14 protein-coding genes and 1 pseudogene are annotated in these 18334 nt (G+C 61.1%); 11 read left to right on the top strand and 4 right to left on the bottom strand.

Annotated elements, in window-relative coordinates:
- Nucleotides 1–164: 164 nt before the first annotated feature.
- The 4 genes from speA to AC1UK9_RS03420 form a co-directional block, all read right to left on the bottom strand.
- Nucleotides 165–2078, bottom strand: a complete 1914-nt coding sequence (speA, locus tag AC1UK9_RS03435) for an arginine decarboxylase (RefSeq protein WP_025111754.1) — start codon at nt 2076–2078, stop codon at nt 165–167.
- Between the two features lie 217 nt (nt 2079–2295).
- Nucleotides 2296–2667 carry a translation initiation factor Sui1 gene (locus AC1UK9_RS03430; RefSeq protein ID WP_007914613.1) on the bottom strand — a complete coding sequence of 124 codons (372 nt, stop codon included), beginning with the start codon at nt 2665–2667 and terminating at the stop codon, nt 2296–2298.
- Between the two features lie 187 nt (nt 2668–2854).
- On the bottom strand, nt 2855–3412 hold the full coding sequence (locus tag AC1UK9_RS03425) for an NUDIX hydrolase (RefSeq protein WP_025111755.1): 558 nt from the start codon (nt 3410–3412) through the stop codon (nt 2855–2857).
- A gap of 3 nt (nt 3413–3415) precedes the next feature.
- On the bottom strand, nt 3416–4483 hold the full coding sequence (locus AC1UK9_RS03420) for a DUF2333 family protein (protein WP_025111756.1): 1068 nt from the start codon (nt 4481–4483) through the stop codon (nt 3416–3418).
- Nucleotides 4484–4908: 425 nt separating this feature from the next.
- Between AC1UK9_RS03420 and gcbA the strand changes: the two genes are divergently transcribed.
- From gcbA to purD, 11 genes and pseudogenes are all read left to right on the top strand, one after another.
- The gene (gene gcbA / locus AC1UK9_RS03415) at nt 4909–6579 is read left to right on the top strand and encodes a diguanylate cyclase GcbA (protein WP_473014372.1); all 1671 of its coding nucleotides are present in this window, start codon (nt 4909–4911) and stop codon (nt 6577–6579) included.
- 1482 nt (nt 6580–8061) lie between these two features.
- Nucleotides 8062–8577: pseudogene (locus AC1UK9_RS03410) on the top strand (methyl-accepting chemotaxis protein); the annotation flags it as partial.
- 241 nt (nt 8578–8818) lie between these two features.
- Nucleotides 8819–9271 carry a type II 3-dehydroquinate dehydratase gene (gene aroQ / locus AC1UK9_RS03405; RefSeq protein WP_025111759.1) on the top strand — a complete coding sequence of 151 codons (453 nt, stop codon included), beginning with the start codon at nt 8819–8821 and terminating at the stop codon, nt 9269–9271.
- 48 nt (nt 9272–9319) lie between these two features.
- The gene (gene accB, locus AC1UK9_RS03400; protein ID WP_025111760.1) at nt 9320–9784 is read left to right on the top strand and encodes an acetyl-CoA carboxylase biotin carboxyl carrier protein; all 465 of its coding nucleotides are present in this window, start codon (nt 9320–9322) and stop codon (nt 9782–9784) included.
- 17 nt (nt 9785–9801) lie between these two features.
- Nucleotides 9802–11160, top strand: a complete 1359-nt coding sequence (gene accC / locus AC1UK9_RS03395) for an acetyl-CoA carboxylase biotin carboxylase subunit (RefSeq protein ID WP_025111761.1) — start codon at nt 9802–9804, stop codon at nt 11158–11160.
- Nucleotides 11161–11427: 267 nt separating this feature from the next.
- Entirely contained in the window at nt 11428–12306 is an 879-nt protein-coding gene (gene prmA, locus AC1UK9_RS03390) for a 50S ribosomal protein L11 methyltransferase (RefSeq protein WP_473014370.1), read from the top strand.
- 30 nt (nt 12307–12336) lie between these two features.
- Nucleotides 12337–13644, top strand: coding sequence for a DUF3426 domain-containing protein (locus AC1UK9_RS03385; RefSeq protein WP_482579413.1), 1308 nt, complete (start codon nt 12337–12339; stop codon nt 13642–13644).
- A gap of 185 nt (nt 13645–13829) precedes the next feature.
- On the top strand, nt 13830–14840 hold the full coding sequence (gene dusB / locus AC1UK9_RS03380; RefSeq protein WP_025111764.1) for a tRNA dihydrouridine synthase DusB: 1011 nt from the start codon (nt 13830–13832) through the stop codon (nt 14838–14840).
- Nucleotides 14837–15157: a DNA-binding transcriptional regulator Fis gene (fis, locus tag AC1UK9_RS03375; RefSeq protein WP_002555375.1), complete on the top strand. Its 321-nt coding sequence runs from the start codon at nt 14837–14839 to the stop codon at nt 15155–15157. Before dusB ends, fis begins: the two co-directional genes overlap by 4 nt.
- 82 nt (nt 15158–15239) lie before the next feature.
- Complete coding sequence (gene purH, locus AC1UK9_RS03370; protein ID WP_482579410.1) at nt 15240–16847, top strand: bifunctional phosphoribosylaminoimidazolecarboxamide formyltransferase/IMP cyclohydrolase; 1608 nt, start codon at nt 15240–15242, stop codon at nt 16845–16847.
- Nucleotides 16848–16994: 147 nt separating this feature from the next.
- Complete coding sequence (gene purD / locus AC1UK9_RS03365) at nt 16995–18290, top strand: phosphoribosylamine--glycine ligase (RefSeq protein WP_025111766.1); 1296 nt, start codon at nt 16995–16997, stop codon at nt 18288–18290.
- Nucleotides 18291–18334: the final 44 nt, after the last annotated feature.

Below are 18334 nucleotides of genomic sequence, written 5' to 3'. Positions count from 1 at the left end.
GTACAACTTAGGAAATGACCTACGCGAAAAGCAGACCGGATGACTTTTCTGATGCAGTTAGCCAAACATTTCGCGAGGATTTTGGGAGATGTCCCACCGGGTTATCCGAGTTTTCCGCAGTTTGCGGAAAAACTTCAGACAACCCGACGGGAGCGCACCTGTTCTCAGGAAGACAGGTAGGAGGAACGGGTCAGGCCCAGACGCAAGGCATCAAGGAACTGCGTACGCTCGCTGGCACTGATGCGGGCACTGGCGCACTTGTCGCGGTAGTGGGTCATCAGTTCTTCCGGCGACAAGTGCACGTAACGCAGCATGTCTTCGATGGTGTCGTGGGTTTCGATACCGGCGTGGTACACGCTGCCATCGGCGTTCTGGTAGATGTTCACCGAGTCGGTGTCACCGAACAGGTTGTGCATGTCGCCGAGGATTTCCTGATAGGCGCCGACCAGGAACACACCCAGCAGGTAGTCTTCGCCCTCGTTCAAACCGTGTACCGGCAGGCTGGTTTCGATGCTCTGCTCGTCGACGTACTGGTTGATCTTGCCGTCGGAGTCGCAGGTCAGGTCTTGCAGCACGGCACGGCGCAGTGGCTCTTCGTCCAGACGGTGCAGCGGGATGATCGGCAGTACCTGATCGATCGCCCAGGTGTCCGGCAGGCTCTGGAACACCGAGAAGTTGCAGATGTACTTGTCGGCCAGCTTGTCGTTGAGTTCGTCGAGCACCTGACGGTGAGAACGCTGACGTGCCTTCAGCGAGTTGTGCAGGCGGCGGCACACGGCGAAGTAGCACTGTTCGGCCAGGGCTTTTTCGGCCAGGGTCAGCTTGCCGTCGGCGTACTGCGAAGCCACGTCGCTCATGTAGTGCGTGGCGCGCCAGTAGGTCTCGGTGACCATTTCGATGTCGGTCGGGCCGAGCAGGTCAACCAGCCACTGCACGGTTTCCGGCAGCGCTTCCTTGTTTTCGATCTGCGGGATTTCGTCGTTGTGTTTTTCGACGTCGGTCACCTGCACCACCAGCATCGCGTGGTGAGCGGTCAGCGAGCGACCGCTTTCGGAGAAGATGTGCGGGTGCGGCAGGCTCTGCGCATCGCAGAACTCCTTGAGCATCCCGACCACGACACCGGCATAGTCGTCCATGTCATAGTTGATCGAACTGGCGTTGCGCGAGTGAGTACCGTCGTAGTCGACACCCAGTCCGCCACCAACGTCGATGTGATCGACCGGCAGGCCAAGGTTGCGCAGCTCGCCGTAGTAACGGATCGCTTCCTTGAAGCCATGCTGGTAGTCCGCGAGGTTGGCGATCTGCGAACCCATGTGGAAGTGCAGCAGGCGAATGCCCTGATCCAGGCCGGCGGCGCGGAAGCGCTCGACCACCGACAGCAGTTGCGCCGCCGACAGGCCGAACTTGGATTTCTCGCCACCGGTGTCCGCCCACTTCGACGAAGCCAGCGACGACAGGCGCACTCGCAGGCCGACCTGTGGCTTGACCTTTAGCGAAGCTGCTTCTTCGATCACCAGGCCGACTTCGGATTCTTTCTCGATCACGATGAACACGTTGTGGCCGAGTTTCTGGCCCATCAGCGCCAGACGGATGAACTCGCGGTCCTTGTAACCGTTGCAGACGATGGTGCCGCCCTTCGGCGCCAGCGCCAGCACCGCCAGCAGCTCAGGCTTGGAGCCGGCTTCCAGACCGATGGAAACGTTCTGGGTAGCGATGATGTTCTCGATCACCGCTTCTTGCTGGTTGACCTTGATCGGGTACAGCGCGGTGTATTTGCTCTGGTATTCCAGGCGCTCGATGTTCGAGTCGAAAGCACCGGTCAGCTGACGGACGCGGTCTTGCAGGATGTCGGGGAAACGCACCAGCAACGGCAAGGACAAGCCGCTCTTGCGCAGTTGGTCGACTTGTTCGAACAGGTCGATAGGCGAGCTGCTCGGGCCGTTCGGACGAACTTCGACGCGACCGGCGTCATTGATCGCGAAATACCCGGCCCCCCAATGGCGAATCCCGTAAACACTGCGGCTGTCCGCAACTGTCCATTGGCTGCCATCGTCTTTGCGTGTGCGTCGTACGGACATCGAAGTCCCCTATAAAGAAGTCATAGTGCGTCGCCTGATCTCAGGCCGGCGCAGTCTAAAGAATGAAAATGACGGTTCGTCAGCGCCGCGGTAGACCGCGCTGACAGCGTGTAGTTTAGAAACCGGTATGAACAGGCTCTGTGAAAACCATGGAGACGACGCCGGCGCTGAGCATGTCAGCACCGGATCAAGCCGCGGGTGGTTTTCACAGAGGCTGCTAGCCGCCGGACTTCTTCGCCTTGAAACCGTGCTTGATCAGCTCTGCCAAGAGTAGCTCGACATGATCGCCCTGGATTTCGATGATCCCGTCCTTCAACGCCCCACCGGTGCCGCAACGTTTCTTCAACGTTGTCGCCAGCTCCTTGAGGGCGTCTTCGGCCAGCGGCACACCGGTGATGGTGGTCACCGTCTTGCCGCCACGGCCCTTGCTCTCGCGGCGCACGCGGGCAATGCCGTCGCCCGCCGGGATCACGGTTTGTTTGCAGATACAGGCGTCCACCGGCTTACTGCATTCCGGGCAATGACGACCTGCGTCGGTGGAAAATACCAGGCCACCAAGGGCGGCGAAGGATGCGGCTTTTTTGGCCACCGGCAATCCTCTTGGGAGGACAAAGACTGATCGCAACCTTGGGCAAGGTTATCGACCGCGAAGCCCCACTCAGGCAGGGGCAGCGCTACTGCACCGGATCTCCTGCAAAAGCAGGCCGGCACAGCTTGAAAAGGTCGCGCAGTGTAACGGCAAAAAGCGCAATTGCTAAGAGCCAATCGGCGCCAATTCATGTGTTCTTTGCGACGTCGCTTTGCTGAGCCTTCAGATAACGCTTCAACGCTGCCAAGGAGTCCGGGCAGTAAGGCTTTTGCTCGATTTCCAGGAGCACTTGCGCGACCGGAATGAAGCGCGCTTCCAGGACTTCTTCCGGCTGCAGTTTCAGCGGCCCGTCCCACACCGCGGAAAACGCCGAACACCACAGGCGGTTGTCGGTGTCTTCGAAGAAGAAATGATCGTGGGCGGTCAGTTCCACCCCGCCCACGCCCAGCTCCTCTTCCAGTTCACGGGCTGCCGACTCGGCGTAGGTCTCGTGCGCCTGCACCATGCCGCCGGCCGCCACGTCCCAGTAACCGGGATAGATGGCCTTGCTCAAGGTGCGCCGGTGCACGCAGAGTTCACCGGCAGAGTTGAACAGCATGATGTAGGTACCGCGACCGATCAGCCCGCGCTCACGCAAATCGGCCCGCACCAGGGCGCCGAGCAGGTTGTCCTGCTCGTCGACCCAGGCGATCTGTTCGGCATCGGAGGCGGCGCGGTGGGCCGCCTCTTTGGCGCTATCGACCATGACTCAGCCCTGATTGAGCAGTTGACGCAGATCGATCACTGCGGCGTTGGCCCGGGAAATGTAGTTGGCCATGACCAGCGAGTGGTTGGCCAATACGCCAAAGCCGCTGCCGTTGAGGATCATCGGGCTCCAGACCGGCTCCTGCGACGCTTCCAGTTCACGGATGATCTGGCGCACGCTGACGGTGGCGTTCTTCTTCGCCAGCACATCGGCGAAATCGACTTCGATGGCGCGCAGCAAGTGCGACAGCGCCCAGGCCTGACCGCGAGCTTCGTAGAACACGTTGTCGATCTGCATCCACGGGGTCTCGACGACCTCCTCGTCCACCTGCGGCACTTCGCCAACGGCCGGGACTTCGGTTTTCAGCGCGGTGTTGAGCTTGACCCGGCCAACACTGGCCGAAAGGCGTTGCGACAGCGAGCCCAGACGGGTGCCGACATCGCCCAGCCAGTTGTTCAGGTTGTCGGCGCGGGCGTAGAACAGCGCGTTTTTCTGCGAAGGGTCGGACAGACGCGCCTGATAACGGCTCAGGGAGTTGATGCCTTCCTGATACTCAGATTCGCTCGACGGCAGGATCCAGCTCTTGTTATCGAAGTTGAAACGCGGCTCGGCCTTGGCCAGATCGGCGTCTTCAGCCGACTGTGACTGTGAGCGGGCGAAGTCTTTACGCAGGGCGCGGGTCAGGTCACGCACCTGCACCAGCACGCCGTATTCCCAGCTCGGCATGTTGTCCATCCACAGGCCCGGCGGGAAACGGTCGTTGGAAATGTAGCCGCCCGGCTTGTTCAGCAAAGTGCCGGCGACGGTCTTCAGGGTCTCGACCGTGGTGTAGCCGACGACCATCTGCTTGCCTTCTTTCTCGGCCGCGACCTGGGCGTTCTGCGCCACCGGAAACAGCGCCGGCTCCTCGCTCCAGTACCAGCCAAGGCCGATGGTGACCAGCAGATAAATGCCGATCAGCGTGGCCAGCGCGCGGCTGAACAACAGCCCGCCCACATAGCTGCGGGCGGCCGACTTCGGCTCAGCGGCACGTTCAGGCGCGCTGCCCGCGCGGTTCTTCCAGTCCAGCATGGCGATATCCTTTCAATCACTTGGGTTCAACGGTTCGACCACAACCATACAACAACGTGCCGAGGCCGGCACCCGCCATTGAATAGAAGCAGAAAATCCACAGAAGGCGCGACACTGACCGGCTATTTTCTAAGGGTTTCCCTGATGCAGCGTCAGCAGCAAAGGTCCGACTGCAGCAATTGCAAATTAATGTGCATGTGTGTCAGCGTGTTGCCCGCACAGGCTTTTTCGCCCGCTGATCGGCACCATGTGCCCGGTTTGCGGGGAGCCTGACGACGAACAGGTCCAATCCGACACCCTCCGGTCAGAAACTGAATTGTGCAGCACCGCAGATTATTGACGCACGACACTCATATAAGGGAAAAGAGGTGCTAGCATAGAGCCACCAGTCGATCTCAGCATGCACCCTAACTAGTAGTCAGGATATGACCGAGCCAGAAGACCCCAGCCGTGAGCGCCTCAAGCACCACTTTGCCCAGCGGGTAATTCATCAGGCACGTCAGATTCTTGAGATATGGCAACGCCTGCAACGCAATGAGTGGTCCACTGCCGACCTCGCCGAACTGAGCGAGGCCAACCTGCGCCTGCTGCGTTTTGCCGAGCGCTTCGAGCAGCCCGAGCACACGCAACTGGCCCACCACATCAGCCAATCGCTGAACGCCGTCGATGCCAATCGCGGCCGCTTGAGCAGTGGCCTGATCACCGATCTCAATCGCTTGATGCAACGCCTGTCGCGTACCGGCCTGCGTCATGGCGATCAACTTGATCAGACATTTCTGCCGCCGCTGCGCAAACCGATCTATGTGTTGCTGCAGGATCACGACCGCGCCGAACGCCTGGCCAAGCAACTGGAATTTTTCGGGCTGACCGCGCAGGCGCTGGACAGTGTGTCGGCGTTTCGCTCCTCGATGGTCGAGCGTTTGCCGGCCGCGATCGTCATGGACGTGGACTTCAGCGGCGCCGGTGTCGGCCTGCAACTCGCCGCCGAAGCCCAAGTGGGCCTGGAAGAACCGTTGCCGCTGCTGTTCTTCAGCCTGCACGAAACCGACACTCCGACCCGCCTTGCGGCAGTACGCGCCGGTGGCCAGGAGTTTCTCACCGGCACCCTCGAAGCATCGAGCCTGCTGGAGAAGATTGAAGTCCTGACCTGCGTTGCGCAGTACGAACCTTATAAAGTGCTGATCATCGACGACTCCCGCGCGCAGGCCTTGCACACCGAACGCCTGCTCAACAGCGCCGGGATCGTCACCCGCACCCTGATCGAACCGATCCAGGCGATGGCCGAGCTGGCGGATTTCCAGCCGGATCTGATCATCCTCGACATGTACATGCCGGCCTGCACCGGCACCGAGCTGGCCAAGGTTATCCGCCACAACGACCGTTACGTCAGTGTGCCGATCATCTATCTGTCTGCCGAGGACGATCTGGACAAGCAGCTCGACGCGATGAGTGAAGGCGGCGACGACTTTCTGACCAAGCCGATCAAGCCACGGCACCTGATCACTACCGTGCGCAACCGTGCCGCCCGCGCGCGCAATCTGAAAGCACGGATGGTCCGCGACAGCCTCACCGGCCTGTACAACCACACGCACATCCTGCAATTGCTCGAAGACTGCTCGTTCCGCGCCCGCCGCGAGAGCAAGCCGCTGAGCTTTGCCATGCTCGACATCGACCATTTCAAGCGGGTCAACGACAGCCACGGTCACCCGATGGGCGACCGGGTAATCAAGAGCCTGGCGCTGTTCCTCAAGCAACGCCTGCGCAAGACCGATTTCATCGGCCGTTACGGCGGCGAAGAGTTCGCCATCGTCATGCCCGACACCGACATAGAAGCGGCGCACAAAGTGCTCGACGAGATTCGTCAGCGCTTCGCCGAGATCCACTACCCGGCCCAGCCGCAGGATTTGTGGTGCACCTTCAGCGCCGGCGTGGTGGAAATGCGCGAGGACTCTGACAGCCTGATGATGGCCAGCCAGGCCGACGAAGCGCTGTACCGCGCCAAGGGTGCCGGACGCAATCGCGTGCAGACCGCGCGCGACTCAAAGCAAAGTGCCACTTTTTCATCGGATTCCACCGATTCGGTCATAACCCTGTAACAGAACCGCAATAAATTCAGGCGCTTACCATTTCCGCCGTTGGTAGCCGTCATGCGCCTGAAGTTGCTCACCAATCTCAACACTCTGCTGCTGGTCGCCGTCTGCGTGGCCCTCGGCGCGACGCTGTGGTGGTCGCAAAAAGCCCTGGAGCGTCCGTATCTGTTGATGGAACGCTACCTGGGGCTGTCGCAGCAATTTCAGAATGACGTGGCACGCAATGTCGAGGACTACCTCGGCAGCGGCGATGCCTTGCGCCTGAGCAGCGCCAGTCAGGCCATCGACGGTTTACAGAAAGAACTTGGCGAACTGCCGCCGGCGCTGGCCGAGACCCTGCGCCCGAGCCTGTCGAGCCTTGAAGAATTCAGCAAGACCGACCTGCTCGCGGCCGGCAAACTGGCCGGCGATCCACAAGCGCTGCTGTTGCAGGCCGAACGCGAACTGAGCGCCAGCCTCGACCAGTTGAACACCTATGCCAACGGCAATGCGATGTACCTGACGCCGCTGCTCGCAGCTTCCCAGCATCTGGGCAAGCTGTCGCTGGCTCGCGACAAACTGGTGAGCAGTGGCCGCAGTGAACTGGCCGCCGACGTCGAACGTGAAGTCGCCAACATCCGTACCCAGGCGCAGGCCATCGATGCCCTGCCCCTGCTTGGCGTGGTCGCCAAGAACGAATCCGGCAGTGATGATTTCGCCGCGATGATGGGCATTGAAAGCACTGAAAAAGCCGCTGCCGAAGACGCCGGCGTCGGCCTCAAGCGCGAACTCAACAGCCTGCTGGGGCGTTACCCCGCAGAGCTGGAACGCACCCGCGAGCTGATCCAGAAACGCACCGACCTGAGTACCGCGACGCACCTGAAGATCGCCGCCGTGCAGCAGGCCATTGCCGGCCTCGAGCCGGTGGTGCGCGCTCAGCATGGGCAGATCCAGGGCGAAGTGCGGTTGATGCAAGGCGTGATGATCGGCCTGATCCTGCTGATTGCGCTGCTGATCGACACCTTGCAACGGCGCCTGGCCCGCACCCTGACCAACCTGGCCCCGGCGCTGTCGACCTGGGCCGAGGGTGATTTCAGTCGCGATATCCATCTGGGCAAAACCAACCGCGAACTGCACGACATCCAAGCGTCGCTCAATCGACTGCGTGCGTACCTGGTGGATCTGGTCGGCACGATTCGCGGCAACGCCGAACAGGTCGCCGGTAGCAGCCGCACGCTGGCCGAGCTGAGTAACGACTTGCACACAGGCGCCGAGCATCAGGCCGGGGACACCGCGCTGATTCGCGATTCTCTGGGCGAACTGGAAGCCACGATTCAGCAAGTCGCCGGCGATGCGCGTCAGGCCGCGGACGCCAGTCGTCATGCCGGGCTAGCCGTCGAGCACGGGCAAACCGTGATCGGCCAAAGCCTCACCGGCCTGCATGCGCTGGTCGGCGAAGTCCAAGGCAACGCGCAGATGATCGAGCACCTCGCCGAAGAGTCGGCGACCATTGGCGGCGTGCTGACGGTGATCCGCTCGATCGCCGACCAGACCAACCTGCTGGCGCTCAACGCGGCCATCGAAGCGGCGCGAGCCGGGGAAATGGGCCGCGGTTTTGCCGTGGTGGCCGAGGAAGTGCGCTCACTGGCACAGCGCACGGCGGGCGCCACGGCGCAAATCCAGACCCTGATCGCCGGCCTGCAAACCGCCGCCCGACAATCGGTCGAAGGCATGCGCGCGCAGGTCGAACACGCCGAAGCCACGGCCAATCAAGCGCAAGCGGCCGACGGTGCGCTGGATAAAATTGTCGGTGCGATCCAGACCATTTCCGACACGGCGATCCGCATCGCCGACGTCACTGCGCAGCAAAGTGGCGCAGTCAGCGAGATCCGCGACCACAGTGAGCGGATCCATCAGTTGGGTGGGGCTAACCTGCTGCGCATCGGCGAAGGTCGGGAACAGGGCGAGAACCTGCTGGTATTGGGCGGGCAATTGCATACCGCCGTGCAGGCATTCCGCGTCTGATAAACCGCCATCGCGAGCAGGCTCGCTCCCACACTGGAATATGTACCCCTGTGGGAGCGAGCCTGCTCGCGAAGGCGTCAGCACAATCACTACAAGTGACCGGATCTAATCACTCGGTCACAAATTTCGCGCAAACATCGGTCATCGTGCTGGCTATTGCAGAGAACTGGACAGTCACAAAGCCTTTGCGGCATAGTCGCCGGGTTCTGACGACTGCTCATTCATAACAAGGAACATGCAGATGGCAACCCTACTGGTGCTGCACGGCCCCAACCTGAACCTGCTCGGCACCCGCGAACCCGGCACTTACGGTTCAACGACCCTGGCGCAGATCAATCAGGATCTGGAGCGTCGCGCCCGTGAAGCCGGCCATCACCTGCTGCATCTGCAAAGCAACGCCGAGTACGAATTGATCGACCGAATCCACGCCGCCCGCGGCGAAGGTGTGGATTTCATCCTGATCAATCCAGCAGCTTTTACACACACAAGTGTCGCATTACGTGACGCGCTGCTGGGAGTGAGCATCCCATTCATCGAAGTGCATTTGTCCAACGTGCACAAACGCGAACCTTTCCGCCATCACTCTTACTTCTCCGATGTAGCGGTGGGAGTGATCTGCGGCCTTGGCGCCAGCGGTTACCGACTGGCCCTGGAGGCTGCACTAGAACAGCTTGAAACACAGGCAACGACTTGAACTACAAGCGTTAAACGCCCCTGACCGACCCTTGGGAGTTGATGATTCATGGATATCCGTAAAGTTAAGAAACTGATCGAATTGCTGGAAGAGTCCGGCATCGACGAGCTCGAGATCAAGGAAGGCGAAGAGTCCGTACGCATCAGCCGTCACAGCAAGACCCCGGCTCAGCAGTACTACGCTCCGGCTCCGATGCAAGCACCGGCTGCCGCACCTGCCGCTGCCGCTGCTCCGGTGGCTGCTGCAGCCCCGGCTGTCGCTGCTGCGCCAGCGCTGAACGGCACCGTTGCCCGTTCGCCGATGGTCGGTACCTTCTATCGCAAATCTTCGCCAACCTCGCCGTCCTTCGTTGAAGTCGGCCAGACCGTGAAGAAAGGCGACACTCTGTGCATCGTCGAAGCCATGAAGATGATGAACCACATCGAAGCTGAAACCAGCGGTGTGATCGAGTCCATCCTCGTCGAAGACGGCCAGCCGGTTGAGTACGACCAACCGCTGTTCACCATCGTTTGAACTGCGGAGAGCCTTTGATGACTGCGAAGTTGGAAAAAGTTCTGATCGCTAACCGCGGTGAGATCGCCCTGCGGATTCTGCGTGCCTGCAAAGAGATGGGCATCAAGACCGTCGCCGTTTACTCCAAGGCCGACAAAGAGCTGATGCACCTGGGTCTGGCAGACGAGTCCGTCTGCATCGGCCCGGCTTCTGCCGCGCACTCTTACCTGCACATCCCGGCAATCATCGCGGCCGCTGAAGTGACTGGCGCTACCGCCATTCACCCAGGCTACGGTTTCCTCGCGGAAAACGCCGACTTTGCCGAGCAGGTCGAGAACTCCGGCTTCGCCTTCATCGGCCCGAAAGCCGAAACCATTCGCCTGATGGGCGACAAGGTGTCGGCCAAGCACGCGATGATCGAAGCGGGCGTACCGACCGTTCCCGGTTCTGACGGCCCACTGCCGGAAGACGAAGAAACGGCACTGCGCATCGGCCGTGAAGTCGGCTACCCGGTGATCATCAAGGCCGCTGGCGGCGGTGGTGGTCGCGGCATGCGCGTGGTGCACAAGGAAGAAGACCTGATCGCCTTCGCCAAACTGACCCGCACCGAAGCAGGCGCAGCGTTCGGCAACCCGATGGTCTATCTGGAAAAATTCCTGACCAACCCGCGCCACGTCGAAGTGCAAGTGCTGTCCGACGGCCAGGGTCACGCCATCCATCTGGGCGACCGCGATTGCTCGCTGCAACGCCGTCACCAGAAAGTTCTCGAAGAAGCGCCGGCACCGGGCATCGACGAGAAGGCGCGCCAGGAAGTTCTGGCTCGCTGCGTCAAGGCATGCATCGATATCGGCTACCGCGGCGCCGGCACTTTCGAGTTCCTGTACGAGAACGGTCGTTTCTACTTCATCGAAATGAACACTCGTGTTCAGGTGGAGCACCCGGTTTCGGAAATGGTCACCGGTATCGACATCGTCAAGGAGATGCTCAGCATCGCTGCGGGCAACAAGCTGTCGTTCACTCAGGATGACGTGGTTATCCGCGGTCACTCGCTGGAGTGCCGGATCAACGCTGAAGACCCGAAAACCTTCATGCCGAGCCCGGGCACGGTCAAGCATTTCCACGCCCCGGGCGGCAACGGCGTTCGCGTCGATTCGCACCTGTACAGCGGTTATGCGGTTCCACCGAACTACGACTCGCTGATCGGCAAGCTGATCACTTACGGCGCCACCCGCGACGAAGCCATGGCACGCATGCGCAATGCCCTGGACGAAATCGTGGTCGACGGGATCAAGACCAACATCCCGCTGCACCGTGATCTGGTTCGTGACGAAGGCTTCTGCAAAGGGGGCGTGAACATTCACTACCTCGAGCACAAGCTGGCTGGCGAAAAGCACTAAGCTTCAGCCCGCACCCAACAAGGCCGCCTTCGGGCGGCTTTGTTGTTTCTGCAGATTACATAAACCCCCTGTAGGAGTGAGCCTGCTCGCGATGAGGCCGGCACATCCAGTATATGTGTCGACAGCACCATCGCCATCGCGAGCAGGCTCACTCCTACAAGGGAATGGCGTTTCAAGTCTCTCCCACAAACCGCCTGCGCTCGCGTAAACTTGCGCGCTTCTCGCTGGCCGCTAGGCTGCAATCATATTTTTTCAAAGGTGCCCGCCATGCCTTGGCTGCAAGTACGTCTCGCCATCAGCCCGGAACAAGCCGAAACCTACGAAGACGCTTTCCTTGAAGTCGGCGCCGTTTCGGTGACCTTCATGGACGCCGAAGATCAGCCGATCTTCGAGCCGGAACTCAACACCACCCCGCTGTGGGCGCACACTCATCTGCTGGCCCTGTTCGAGGGTGGCACCGAAGCTGCGCCGGTATTGGCACACCTGGAACTGCTGACCGGCAGTCCGCTGCCGGAGCATCACAGCGAAGTCATCGAAGACCAGGACTGGGAACGCAGCTGGATGGACGGTTTCCAGCCAATGCGTTTCGGTCAGCGCCTGTGGATCGTGCCGAGCTGGCACGCCGCGCCCGAGCCTGAAGCGGTCAACCTGCTGCTGGATCCGGGCCTGGCGTTCGGCACCGGCACCCACCCGACCACCGCTCTGTGCCTGGAATGGCTCGACGGTCAGGACCTGAAAGACTGCAACGTGCTGGATTTCGGCTGCGGCTCGGGGATTCTGGCGATTGCCGCCCTGCTGCTCGGCGCGAAAGAAGCCGTCGGCACCGACATCGACGTACAGGCGCTGGAAGCCTCGCGCGACAACGCCGGGCGCAACAACATTGCCGACGAACTGTTCCCGCTGTACCTGCCGGAAGATCTGCCGCAGGTCAAAGCCGACGTGCTGGTGGCCAATATTCTGGCCGGCCCGCTGGTTTCGCTGGCGCCGCAACTGTCCAGCCTGGTCAAGTCCGGCGGTCGCCTGGCGCTGTCGGGCATCCTCGCCGAGCAGGGCGAAGAAGTGGCTGCGGCCTATGCTCAGGACTTCGATCTGGACCCGATCGCCAATCGCGATGGCTGGGTGCGTATCACCGGCCGTCGGCGCTAGAATGACCGCCTGCATAAACCGGATCGCCGCATGACCGACAGTTTCGTCACCCAGTGCCCGCATTGCCAAACCAGTTTCCGCGTCAGCCATGCTCAATTGAGCGTGGCCCGCGGGGTGGTTCGCTGTGGCTCCTGCCTGCAAGTGTTCAACGCCGCCAAACAGCTGCTGGAGCAACACGCGAGCAAGGAAGCGGTGACGCCAGTGACACCGGCCATCGTGCAGCCGCCTCAGGCCAGACCTGAAGTCAGCGCGCCGCCGCCCCGCGTACAACCGCCGGTGGTCGAAACACCGGCCAGTGCCGAACCGCCCGCGCCGCGCGCCATCAGCCAAAAGCAATGGAGCGCCAGCGAGCTGGACCTGGACAGCCTGGATCTGGACGAAGAACTGGCCCGCCTCGAACAACGGGAAATCCAGCCGACCACCGAATTCGGTCGTCAGCGCGAAGAATCCCTGAGTGCCCGGCGTGACAGTCCTGAAGCCGATGAAACGGTGTGGCGCGACAGCCTGTTCAGCGCGCGCGACGATGAGCGCCTGCCCGATCCCGAAGATGAAATCGAACCCGAGATCGTCGAGCCGGAACCGGTAAAAACCGCCCGCACCGAGCCTTCGCTGTCGCTCGAACCGGTGGATCTGGATGACGAACCACCGATTCCGCAACTGCGCCTGCACGATCCAATCGACCCGAATGTCCGCCGCGAACGCCTGTCGGCCAGCGCAGAACCCGATGACGATGACCTGCCGTCGATCGAACCGCTGCGCAAAAAACGCGATCGGGCGGAGCCCGGTGTACGCGCAGAAGTGCTGCAAGACCTGACCGACGACCCGCTGCAACTGGACTGGCAAAAACGCCGCTCGCCCTGGGGCCGACGCCTGCTCTGGACCTTGCTGGTGCTGCTGGCCGCTGCCGGCCTTGCCGGTCAGTACATCGCCTATCATTTCGACGAACTGGCGCGCCAGGATCAGTACCGCCCGTGGTTCCAGCAGTTCTGCCCGCAGATGGGTTGCACGGTGCCGTCCAAGGTCGACATTGGCAAAATCAAAAGCAGTAACCTGGTGGTGCGCAGCCATCCCGAGTTCAGCGGTGCGCTGGTGGTGGATGCAATCATCTATAACCGCGCGACGTTCTCTCAGCCCTTCCCGCTGCTGGAGCTGCGCTTCGCCGATCTCAATGGCCATCTGATCGCCAGTCGTCGCTTCAAACCCGGCGAATACCTCAACGGCGACCTTGAAGGCTTGGCGGAAATGCCACCGCAGACGCCGATCCACATCGCGCTGGATATCCTCGACCCAGGCCCTAAAGCGGTGAATTACAGCCTGAGTTTCCACTCACCCGAGTGAACCGTTGCAGCGCTTCAGGTTTGACGGCGGTTTTCTGACTGGGCGCACGCCAACCAAACCGCTGGCAATAACAGAATAACTGTTCAGATTTTGTTCAATTCAGCCTTTATCCAGTCATCGAGAGCGGGTATCATGCCAACCCTTTTTCGAACTCTCATGATCCGGCCCCACTTCAGGGAAGTCCTATGTCGGCGGTACGCATCGGCCCATATACATTGCAGAACGGTTTGATTCTCGCCCCGATGGCGGGGGTCACCGACCAGCCCTTTCGTCAGCTGTGCAAGCGTTTGGGCGCAGGGCTTGTAGTCTCGGAAATGGTCACCAGTGACATGAGCCTGTGGAATACCCGCAAGTCGCGCATGCGCATGATCCACGAAGGCGATCCCGAGCCACGCTCGGTGCAGATTGCCGGTGGCGACGCGCAGATGCTGGCGGATGCGGCCCGGGCCAACGTCGAACTGGGCGCACAGATTATTGATATCAACATGGGTTGCCCGGCAAAGAAGGTCTGCAACAAGGCCGCCGGTTCCGCATTGTTGAAAGACGAAGCACTGGTTACCGAGATCCTGCAGGCCGTCGTCGCTGCAGTGGATGTGCCGGTGACCTTGAAGATCCGCACCGGATGGGATCGCGACAACAAGAACGGCCTGACCGTGGCGAAGATCGCCGAGCAGGCCGGCATTACGGCGTTGGCAGTGCATGGTCGCACGCGCGCCGATCTGTACACCGGTGTTGCCGAGTACGACACGATTGCCGCGATCAAGCAGGCGGTGTCGATTCCGGTGTTTGCCAATGGCGATATCGATTCGCCGGAGAAGGCCCGTTACGTGCTTGACGCGACCGGTGCCGATGGCCTGCTGATAGGTCGGGCTGCCCAAGGGCGGCCATGGATTTTTCGTGAGATCGAACACTTCCTGCGTACCGGCGAGAAATTGCCGGCGCCGGAGCTGATCGAAGTGGAACGCATCCTGCTGGAGCATCTGGCCGCACTTCACGCCTTTTATGGGGATGTGATGGGCGTACGTATTGCCCGCAAGCATGTGGGCTGGTATCTCGCAACCTTGCCGGGCGCCAGGGAGTTTCGCGCCCACTTCAATCGTTTGGATGGTACGGAAACACAATGCGCCAACGTTCGGGAGTTCTTCGCCGAGCGTTACAAGAGCCTGACAGGGGACGAAGAAGGGGTGGCCGCATGACGATGATGACCGAGACTTTAGTGAGTGGAACAACACCCGTGAGCGACAACGTGAATTTGAAACAGCACCTCAATACCCCGAGCGAAGAAGGTCAGACCCTTCGCGGGAGTGTCGAGAAGGCGCTGCACAATTATTTCGCCCACCTTGAGGGCGCGTCCGTCACGGATGTGTACAACCTGGTGCTCTCCGAAGTCGAGGCTCCCCTGCTCGAAAGCGTGATGAACTACGTCAAGGGCAACCAGACCAAGGCCAGTGAGCTGCTGGGACTCAACCGCGGCACGCTGCGCAAGAAACTCAAGCAGTACGATCTGCTGTAAGCATTCAATCAAACCAGAAAGGCGCCCGCGTAAAACCGGTCGCCTTTTTTGCTGACTTCCCTTGCTTTTGATGGAAATTGAGATGACCGACCAGACTACCCGCCTGCCGATCCGCCGCGCCTTGATCAGCGTTTCCGACAAGACCGGGATCCTCGAATTCGCCAAGGAGCTCGAAGCCCTGGGCGTCGAGATCCTCTCCACCGGCGGGACGTTCAAGCTGCTGCGCGACAACGGTGTTGCTGCAGTGGAAGTCGCGGATTACACCGGTTTCGCGGAAATGATGGACGGTCGGGTGAAGACCCTGCACCCGAAAATCCACGGCGGGATCCTCGGTCGTCGCGGTATCGACGACGCCATCATGAACGAGCACGGCATCAAGCCGATCGACCTGGTGGCAGTCAACCTGTACCCGTTCGAAGCCACCATCAACAAGCCAGGCTGTGACCTGCCGACCGCGATCGAAAACATCGACATCGGCGGCCCTACCATGGTCCGTTCGGCGGCGAAAAACCATAAAGACGTGGCGATCGTGGTCAACGCCAGCGATTACGCCAACGTCCTGGAAAACCTCAAGGCCGGTGGTCTGACCTACGCCCAGCGTTTCGACCTGATGCTCAAGGCCTTCGAACACACCGCGGCCTATGACGGCATGATCGCCAACTACATGGGCACCGTGAACCAGGCTGCCGAGACCCTGAGCACCGAAGGTCGCAGCGAATTCCCGCGCACCTTCAACAGCCAGTTCATCAAGGCCCAGGAAATGCGCTACGGCGAGAACCCGCACCAGAGCGCGGCGTTCTACGTTGAGGCCAAGCCTGCCGAAGTCGGCATCGCCACCGCGACCCAACTGCAAGGCAAAGAGCTGTCGTACAACAACGTGGCCGACACCGACGCCGCGCTGGAATGCGTGAAGAGCTTCGTCAAACCGGCTTGCGTGATCGTCAAGCACGCCAACCCGTGCGGCGTGGCCGTGAGCCCGGACGCCGAAGGCGGCATCCGTCAGGCCTACGAACTGGCCTACGCCACCGACACTGAATCGGCGTTCGGCGGCATCATTGCCTTCAACCGTGAACTGGATGCCGAGACCGCCAAGGCGATCGTCGAGCGCCAGTTCGTTGAAGTGATCATCGCCCCAAGCGTGAGCGAAGAAGCCCGCGCCATCGTCGCCGCCAAAGCCAATGTGCGCCTGCTGGCCTGCGGCGAGTGGTCGGCAGACCGCGCAGCAGCCTGGGATTACAAGCGCGTCAACGGTGGCCTGCTGGTGCAGAGCCGCGACATCGGCATGATCGGCGCCGACGACCTGAAAGTGGTGACCAAGCGCGCACCGACCGAACAGGAAATCAACGACCTGATCTTCGCCTGGAAAGTCGCCAAGTACGTTAAATCCAACGCCATCGTCTATGCCAAGAACCGTCAGACCATCGGCGTCGGCGCCGGTCAGATGAGCCGCGTAAACTCTGCGCGTATCGCTGCGATCAAGGCTGAGCACGCGGGCCTGCAAGTTGCCGGTTCGGTGATGGCATCGGACGCGTTCTTCCCGTTCCGCGACGGTCTGGACAACGCCGCCAAGGTCGGCATCACGGCGGTGATCCAGCCAGGCGGCTCGATGCGTGATGCTGAAGTGATTGCTGCTGCTGACGAAGCCGGCATCGCCATGGTCTTCACCGGCATGCGCCACTTCCGTCACTGATACACCGGTTCAAATGTGGGAGCGAGCCTGCTCGCGAATGCAATCTGTCAGTCACAACTGTTTTGACTGACACACCGCTTTCGCGAGCAGGCTCGCTCCCACATAAAGCGCTCCAGCAGCGCCTGACAGATTTTTGAGGTTTTTGAAATGAATGTTTTGATCATTGGCAGCGGTGGCCGTGAACACGCCCTGGCCTGGAAAGTGGCTCAGGATCCGCGTGTGCAGAAGGTTTTCGTCGCGCCGGGCAATGCCGGTACTGCGATTGAAGCCAAGTGCGAGAACGTTGCCATCGACGTGCTGGCCCTTGAGCAACTGGCCGATTTTGCCGAGAAAAACGTTTCACTGACCATCGTCGGCCCGGAAGTGCCGCTGGTGGCTGGCGTGGTCGACCTGTTCCGCTCCCGTGGCCTGGACTGCTTCGGTCCGACCGCAGGCGCAGCGCAACTGGAAGGCTCGAAAGCGTTCACCAAGGACTTCCTGGCCCGTCACAAGATCCCGACCGCCGACTACCAGAACTTCACCGAGATCGAGCCAGCCCTGGCTTATCTGCGTGAAAAAGGCGCACCGATCGTGATCAAGGCCGATGGCCTGGCGGCCGGTAAAGGCGTGATCGTCGCGATGACCCTGGCTGAAGCCGAAGAGGCCGTGCGCGACATGCTCGCCGGCAACGCTTTCGGTGACGCCGGTTCGCGCGTGGTGATCGAAGAATTCCTCGACGGCGAAGAAGCGTCGTTCATCGTTATGGTCGACGGCAAGAACGTCCTGCCGATGGCGACCAGCCAGGATCACAAACGCGTTGGCGACGGCGACAGCGGCCCGAACACCGGCGGCATGGGTGCCTACTCCCCTGCCCCGGTGGTCACCGCCGACGTGCATCAGCGCGTGATGGATCTGGTGATCTGGCCGACCGTGCGCGGCATGGCCGAAGAAGGCAACGTCTACACCGGCTTTCTGTATGCCGGTCTGATGATCGACAAGGCTGGTAACCCGAAAGTCATCGAGTTCAACTGCCGCTTCGGCGACCCGGAGACCCAACCGGTGATGCTGCGTCTGCAGTCGAGCCTGGTGCTGCTGGTCGAAGCGGCCCTGGCGCAAGCGCTGGACAAGGTTGAAGCGCAGTGGGATCCGCGCCCGAGCGTCGGTATCGTATTGGCCGCTGGCGGCTACCCGGGCGACTACGCCAAAGGCGCAGCGATCAACGGCCTGGACACGGCGGCAAGCCTGGAAGGCAAAGTCTTCCACGCCGGCACCGCGCTCAAAGATGGCACCGTAGTGACTGCCGGTGGTCGCGTACTTTGCGCCACTGCCATGGGCGCCAGCGTGAGCGAAGCCCAGCAACAAGCCTACAAGCTGGCCGCCGCCATCGACTGGGAAGGTTGCTTCTACCGCAAGGACATTGGCTACCGCGCCATTGCCCGTGAACGTGGCGAAACCCAGGAATAAGCTGTCCTTCAAGTCCGGCGCGGGATGCAGTCCCTCGCCGGGCT

Source organism: Pseudomonas sp. AK-TSAG1-1 (assembly GCF_056821665.1).
This window is presented reverse-complemented; position numbering and strand designations above follow the sequence as displayed.